The following is a 6,497-nucleotide window of genomic DNA, read 5'->3' as shown; positions in this document are numbered from 1 at the left end:
CATGCCGGCCGCGTCGGAGCCCGCGTCGGGCTCGGACAGGGCGTAGGAGAACATCGCGTCGCCCTTGGCCAGCGGACCGAGGTACTTGTGCTTGAGCTCCTCCGAGCCGGACAGGATCACCGGCAGCGAGCCCAGCTTGTTGACCGCCGGGATCAGGGAGGAACTGCCGCACGCGCGGGCGACCTCCTCGATCACGATCACCGTGGCCAGGGCGTCCGCGCCCGCGCCGCCGTAGGCCTCCGGGACGTGCACGGCGTGCAGGTCGTTGGCGACCAGCGCGTCCAGGGCCTCCTGCGGGAACCGGCCCTCCTCGTCCACCGCCGCGGCGAACGGAACGATCTTCGCCTCCGCGAGCGCACGCACCGACTCCCGGAGCATGTCGTGCTCCTCGGAGGGCCGATACAGGTCGAAGTCCTTGCCCATGATGTGGAGCTCCCCTAGACGCTTGTGGCACTGAGTACCCTCAGCAAAACACACTCAGTGCCATGATGCCAGAGCGCCCCGACGCTGATCTGCGTCGGGGCGCTCAGAGGACCGGGCGGTCGGTTTTCTTAACCGGGAGTGTCCGCGAGATGGACTTCGTCCCTCCGGAGCCGGCTCGCGTCGTACTCGGCACCGAGCTGCCTGGCGCGGCCCTCGGTCATGTCGAGGCGGGGAAGCAGAGCCGGGGTGCAGATGCTCGGCAGGAAATGCTGGAGCAGGACCGAGACCCGATGGGCCAGGTCATTGCGATCGCACAGAATCTGGGACATCGCCTGGATTCCCGAGAAGGCGCCCGAGAACAGCTCGGCGGTGTCCGTCACGTCCACATGGACGAGCAGCTCCCCCCGCGCCTTCGCGACCATCAGGATCTCCGACACCTGGTCGATCCACGCCCGGAAGGGGGCGGCACGATCGACCCCGGTGGCGCCGCTGTCCAGCGCCAGGGCGACGCTCGCCCGCACCAGCGCGTCGCGCTGCAGCCGGTGGGTCAGCAGGAAGGCCTGGTCCGCGAGTTCCTGGAGCTTGACCTCCTGCGGCGCCAGGGGCATGTCGAGCATCTGGGCGTCGAGGACGCCGAGGGCGAGATCTTCCTTGGAAGCAAAGTGGAAATACAGAGCTCCCTTGGTCACCCCGGCGCGCACCAGGATCTCGCCGATGGTCGTCCGCTCGTAGCCGCGCTCCGCGAAGACGGTGGCGGCCGACTCGAGGATCACCCGTCGGGTTCGGATTGCACGCGCTTGCTGCGCCAAGGCGCCTCCTGCTGTCTCGCTGTCTGTGCTCAACGTGTGACGTGAAGCATTGAAAAGAAAACCGCGCTGTACGTATTCTAATTCGGGCGGACTCACCGCCCAGGGGCGCGGGGTTGCAAGGGGGATCCATGGATCAGAACGGACGAGGAACGGCTGCACACGTCCCCGGGGAGTTCGTTCACCGAGCGGATCCCGCGGACATCATCCCCACGGGGTGGACTCAATTGCGGGAGAATCGGTTCTCCGTCTCTGCCCGCTGGCCTGCCTCACATCCCTTCTTCTCTCCGGTGGCAGGGGACCGTCACGACCCCGTGTTGGTGGCCGAGACGATACGCCAGACCACCATGCTGATCGCTCACGCCGAGTTCGGGGTACCCGTGGACGACCAGTTCGTCATGTGGGGCCTCTCCTACCGGGTCGATCCCGAGGCGCTCTCCGTCGACGGACTCTCCTCGGACGTGACCGTCGACGTCATCTGCTCCGACCTCAGCAGCCGCGGCGGCCGCCTCCGTGACCTGCGCACCACCCTGGTGCTCACCCGCGACGGCCGGTTCCTCGGCACCGGCACGGCCCAGGCGCGCTGCACCTCCGCCCTCGCGTACCGCAGGATCCGCGGCGAGCGGATGGCCGCGCTCGGCCGTCCCGTCCCGCTGATCCCCGAAGTCGCCCCGCACCTCGTGGGCCGCGAGGACGCCAAGGACGTCGTGCTCGGGCCGGGCAACCGCCCCGACCAGTGGCAGCTGCGGATCAACACCGCCCACAGCACCCTCTTCCGGCGCCCGAACGACCACGTGCCCGGCATGGTGCTCCTCGAAGCGGCCCGGCAGGCCGCGACGGCGACGGTCGGCAGCGAGGCGTTCCTGCCCGCCGTGATGGACGTCTCCTTCTCCCGCTACGCCGAACTCGACAGCCCCTGCTGGATCGAGACGGAGATCGTGCCCGGCGCCGACCCCTCGACGACCACCGTCCGGGTCGACGGCCGGCAGGACGGCAACTCCGTCTTCCAGTGCACTCTCACCTCCCCGTCCCGGGAACTCGCGGTGGCCGGAGCCGGCCTCGGCAGCCGGCTGGCGGGCTGAACCGGATCGGCGCGATGGGCACGATGGGCACGATGGGCACGATGGCACCTCACCTTCTGATCACCGGCGCGACCGGCTTCATCGGCGGCCGGGTGGCAGCCGCGGCGGCGTCGGCCGAGGAGCCCGCGCGCGTCCGCCTGCTGGCCCGCCGCCCGCCCACCGACCCGGCGGAGACGGCGGGATCCGGGGTCGAGACGGTCCTGGGCGACCTCCGGGACCCCGACTCGCTGCGCCGCGCCTGCGAGGGGGTCGACGTCCTGATCCACTGCGCGTCGGCGATCGGCGGGGACGCGGAGCTGGCCCGCGCGGTCAACGACGAGGGCACCCGCGCCCTGGTCGACGCGGCCGTGGCCGCCGGGGTGACCCGGATCGTCTCCCTGAGCACCGCGTCCGTCCACGGCCGCGGCCCCTTCCGGGCCGCCGCCCCCGGCACCCTGCCGCTCGCCCCCGGCTCGGCGACCAGCCGCACCCGCGCCGCAGGCGAGCGCCACGTGCTGGACGCGGGCGGGACCGTACTGCGCCCGCACCTCGTGTACGGCACCGGCGACCGGCAGCTGATCCCGGGCGTGGTCCGGCTTCTCGCCGCCCTCCCGGCGCCGCTCGACGGGGGAGCGTCCTTGCACTCCCTGATCGACGTGGACAGCCTGGCGGGCGCCCTGCTCGGGGCCGCGCTCTCCTCCGCGACCGAGCCGGGGCCGTACTACGTCCAGCACCCCGAGCCCGTGCCGGTCGGCGAGCTGCTCGCGGCCGCCGAGGACCTGCTCACCCACCGGACGGGGAAGAGCCGGGGGCCGGCGGTGGACATCGCGGCGGCCCGCACGCTGCTCGCGGACGTGCCGTTCGCGCTGCACCACCTGGACATGCTCGCGACCGACCACTGGTTCGCCGACGACCGCCCGTGGCGGGAGTTCGGCTGCGACCCCGGGCCGGGCTTCGCCGTGGACTTCGCCGATCATCTGCCCTGGTACCGGAGTCTCCTCGACGGTTCCTGAACCGGCCGCCCGTCGCGACGGGCGACCGATGGGCCGTCAGACGGCCGGAGTGCGGGCGGCCGGGACGGCCGCGCTGCCCGCCGGCTCCAGACCGGCGAGTGTCCCGGGGGCGGCCAGCATCGGCAGCATCGTCCGCCACAGACCGGTGACGGTGTCGGGCGACAGCCACTCGCCGTTGTCCCGGCGCAGTGCCTCCAGGCCGACGGTGGCGGCCACCACCGTGCGGACGAGGTCCTGTTGACCGCCGTGACCGGTGGCGAGCAGTCCCTCGTCGGCCGCCTCCGCCAGCCGCTGCTGGACGCAGCTCTGCCATTCCTGGCGCAGATTCAGTTCCGTACGACAGCCCCGTGAGCAGCTGAGCCGGTATCCCGCGCGGACGACGATGTCCTCACGGAGCAGCCGGGCGAGGGCGTGCGTGGTGTCGGCGAGGTTCTGCAGGGCGTTGGACCCCTGGCGGTACACGATCCGGGCCGTCCGGCGCAGGGCGGTGGACGCCTCCTCCTCGACGGCGGCGGCCACCGCGGGCTTGTTCTCGAAGTGGAAGTGAAGCGCGCCGGGGCTCACTCCGGCGCCCGTGCTGATCGCCGACAGCTTGGCCAAGGTGTAGCCGTGCCGGTCGAACTCCCCGGCAGCCGACTTGATCAGCGCCTCGCGGGTCCGTGCGGCCCGCTCCTGTTTGGTCACCCGTGGCTCCCGTAGCACCGTGCGTCGCGGTGGCACGGGCGGGCGCCCCCGTTCCGCCGTACCGCTCGACGACTCCAAACCGACTGCTTGGTATTGTACGAGGTTTTCGTACGCCCTTGAGTGTTTCGGTGCGCGCCGAAGGCCGGTGCCCCGCTGAACGGATACGGATGCTTACGGGGTGGTGAGTGGGGTGACGGTCGAAGCCGCGGACGTGCGCCCGTGGGCCATGCTGAACCTCAACGAGCAAACCGAGCCACAGGTTTGTTGCCGGTATCCGGTGCAGACGGTGGTCAGGCGTCACCGGGCGTGGTCGTGGCTGCCGGCGCCCGGTGATGCGCCAGGTGGCCGCCGATCGCCCCGGTGACGCCGACCGCGAGGAGCCCCGCGAAGCCGAGGGCCCGGCCGAGGCCCGGGTGATTGCCGCCCCGGGCGGCGAAGGACGCCGTGTAGAGGGCCACGGCCGCGACGTTCGTGGCCGCGTGCACCAGACCCAGTCGCCTCCGCGGCAGGTCGAACTCCGCCCAGTCGACCCAGCCCGAGACCGCGGCCGGGGCGACGCCTGCGAGGCCCACGCCGACGAGGGTCCGCGCGGCCCGGCGCTGACCGGGCAGCAGATCGAGGACGGCCGCGGAGAGCCATGCGCCGATGGGTACGTGCACGAGCAGCGGGTGGACGGGGTGCCCGAGCCACCGGCCGCGCAGTACGCCCCGGCCGCGGCCCAGGGGAGCGGCTCGCACGACGCTCCGCATGCGATCGGCGGCACCGTCCAGCGCCGCCGCGCGCTCCAGGCGGTCCATCGTGCGCGGCATCCATCCTGGCCCCGGGGTCGCCCCCGTTTCGACGCCTTCCACGCGGACACCGGGACCCTGTATCTGCGACGCGTTCATGCGGGGCGGCTTTCCGCCTTCCGTGCCCTGAAACGGCGCGTGCGTCGTACGCGTGGGGTGGACGCGTGACCGGCGATCCCGCTCGGCGTGCCCGCCCTGCTCGCGGTCGCCGCCCCGTGGCTGACGAGGGCGAGCACCCCCGGCGCCCGACACCGGTTCGCCGGGGGTGCGAGCGGGCTACAACCCGGGGCCGTTGTAGGCGCCGCGGTGCGGCTTGGAGGTCGCGGAGACCGGGTTGCCCCAGTAGTCGCGGCCACCGCTGCCGCTGATCACGGAGCCGTTGTTCAGCGCCGGCGACGTGGCGCGGAGCCTGTACCCGTCGGCGGAGCCGAGCGAGTCGCCGCCCGTGCCCGGGTTCACGAAGTGCGGGTCGCCTACGATGCCGTTGGCGGTCGGCCTCGGCACGCCCTGGAAGACGTTCCAGAGCCAGGAGATCCCCGCGGCCGTCGGCAGCCGGGAGTCGGTGGTGCCCACCCAGATGTTGTTCTCGACGACGCTCTCGTCGGGGAGGGTGATGCTGAACTTCCTGTCCGTGCAGTAGAGGACGTTGTTGTACATGCGCAGCGCGGACCGGCCCGCGCTGACGCTGCTCATTCGGCAGTCGTTCTCGGAGATGTTGTAGCGGATGACCTGCTGGGCGCCGCCGATGGTGCCGCACCCGTCGCAGTCGAGGAAGAAGCCGCCGATGTTGTCGCGGCTGAAGTTGTACTGGATCAGACAGGTGCCGGTGTTGCCCCAGTCGCAGTCGAAGGCCTGGCTGTCGGCCACGGACATCCTGGTGATGCCGTACACGGCGTTCCTCTGGATGGTCGGGTTGTGGTTGCCGAGCACCCAGATACCGGCGAAGTTGCCGCCGGAGAAGGGGTAGACGCCGTTGCCGACGCCGGAGGCGTTGTTGTACTGGATCATGGGTGCGTCGGCGTAGCTGGCGATGATGCCGTCGCCCCCGACGTCCTTGACGACGTTGTGCTCGATCAGGACCCCGGAGCCCTTGACCGCCATGGCGCCGACCCGGATCTTGAGGCCGCCCCCGCCGGTGTTGGTGATCTCGTTGTGGTGGACGTGGACGTCGTGGAGGGTCGAGTTGGTGCCGCTCGCCCCCGTGACGATGCCGGCGGACTGGACGAAGTCCTCGGTGGTCGGGCTGTTCTTGCTCGTCTGGCCGGCGACCCGGTCGACGACCAGACGACCGACGTCGAAGCCACGGTGGGCCTTCCCGTCGGTCGCGGAGATCCGCAGTCCGGTACGGCGGGCGAGCGAGGCGGCGGGGTTGGTCAGCTTCAGGTCGCTGATCCGCCAGTGGTCCTGGTTGGTCAGGGAGACGGTGTCCGGGGCGCCGCCGCCGTCGATCACGGGCAGCGCGCCGGTGCCGTACCTCGTCAGCGTGATGGGGGCGGTGGCGGTTCCACTGCCCTTGGGGGCGAGGGACCCGGTGCAGATGGTGCCGGCCGCGAAGGCGAGGGTGTCCCCGGCCGCGTACGTCCTCCCGTTGGCCTGGGCGACGCTGTTGAACGGCGAGGCCTGGCTGCCGTCGCCGGCGACCGGACGTGAGCAGTCCACGTAGGTGGTGCTCCCGGCGGCCGAGGCGGGTGCGGTGGGGAGGGCGACGATGCCGGCGAGGGC

7 protein-coding genes are annotated in these 6,497 nt (G+C 71.7%); 2 read left to right on the top strand and 5 right to left on the bottom strand.

The genetic code is table 11. The annotated features are described in order from the left end of the window. The coding region (locus tag AOK00_RS34610) for an acyl-CoA dehydrogenase family protein (protein ID WP_173861723.1) at positions 1–423 on the bottom strand (423 nt) is incomplete at its 3' end. A gap of 128 nt (positions 424–551) precedes the next feature. Continuing rightward, positions 552–1,232 (bottom strand): ScbR family autoregulator-binding transcription factor, encoded by a 681-nt coding sequence (locus AOK00_RS34605; protein ID WP_055604096.1) that lies wholly within the window; start codon positions 1,230–1,232, stop codon positions 552–554. Between the two features lie 128 nt (positions 1,233–1,360). Here AOK00_RS34605 and AOK00_RS34600 point away from each other — a divergent pair, with 128 nt between their 5' ends. Together AOK00_RS34600 and AOK00_RS34595 are read left to right on the top strand one after the other, a co-directional pair. Next, on the top strand, positions 1,361–2,311 hold the full coding sequence (locus AOK00_RS34600; protein WP_055604095.1) for a ScbA/BarX family gamma-butyrolactone biosynthesis protein: 951 nt from the start codon (positions 1,361–1,363) through the stop codon (positions 2,309–2,311). 41 nt (positions 2,312–2,352) lie between these two features. Next, positions 2,353–3,303, top strand: a complete 951-nt coding sequence (locus AOK00_RS34595) for an NAD-dependent epimerase/dehydratase family protein (protein ID WP_055604097.1) — start codon at positions 2,353–2,355, stop codon at positions 3,301–3,303. Between the two features lie 36 nt (positions 3,304–3,339). On the opposite strand, the gene AOK00_RS34590 is transcribed toward AOK00_RS34595, so the two are convergent. From AOK00_RS34590 to AOK00_RS34580, 3 genes are all read right to left on the bottom strand, one after another. Further along, the gene (locus AOK00_RS34590; RefSeq protein ID WP_055604094.1) at positions 3,340–3,987 is read right to left on the bottom strand and encodes a ScbR family autoregulator-binding transcription factor; all 648 of its coding nucleotides are present in this window, start codon (positions 3,985–3,987) and stop codon (positions 3,340–3,342) included. Between the two features lie 290 nt (positions 3,988–4,277). Next, on the bottom strand, positions 4,278–4,796 hold the full coding sequence (locus tag AOK00_RS34585; RefSeq protein ID WP_055604093.1) for a DUF2231 domain-containing protein: 519 nt from the start codon (positions 4,794–4,796) through the stop codon (positions 4,278–4,280). 255 nt (positions 4,797–5,051) lie between these two features. Continuing rightward, on the bottom strand, positions 5,052–6,497 hold a 1,446-nt coding region (locus AOK00_RS34580; RefSeq protein WP_055604092.1), incomplete at its 5' end, for a right-handed parallel beta-helix repeat-containing protein.

Source organism: Streptomyces aureus, assembly GCF_001418135.1.
In the GTDB taxonomy this organism is placed as follows: Bacteria; Actinomycetota; Actinomycetes; order Streptomycetales; family Streptomycetaceae; genus Streptomyces; species Streptomyces aureus_A.
Note: the sequence above shows the minus strand (reverse complement) of the source record. Positions and strands in the feature narration are given on the sequence as shown.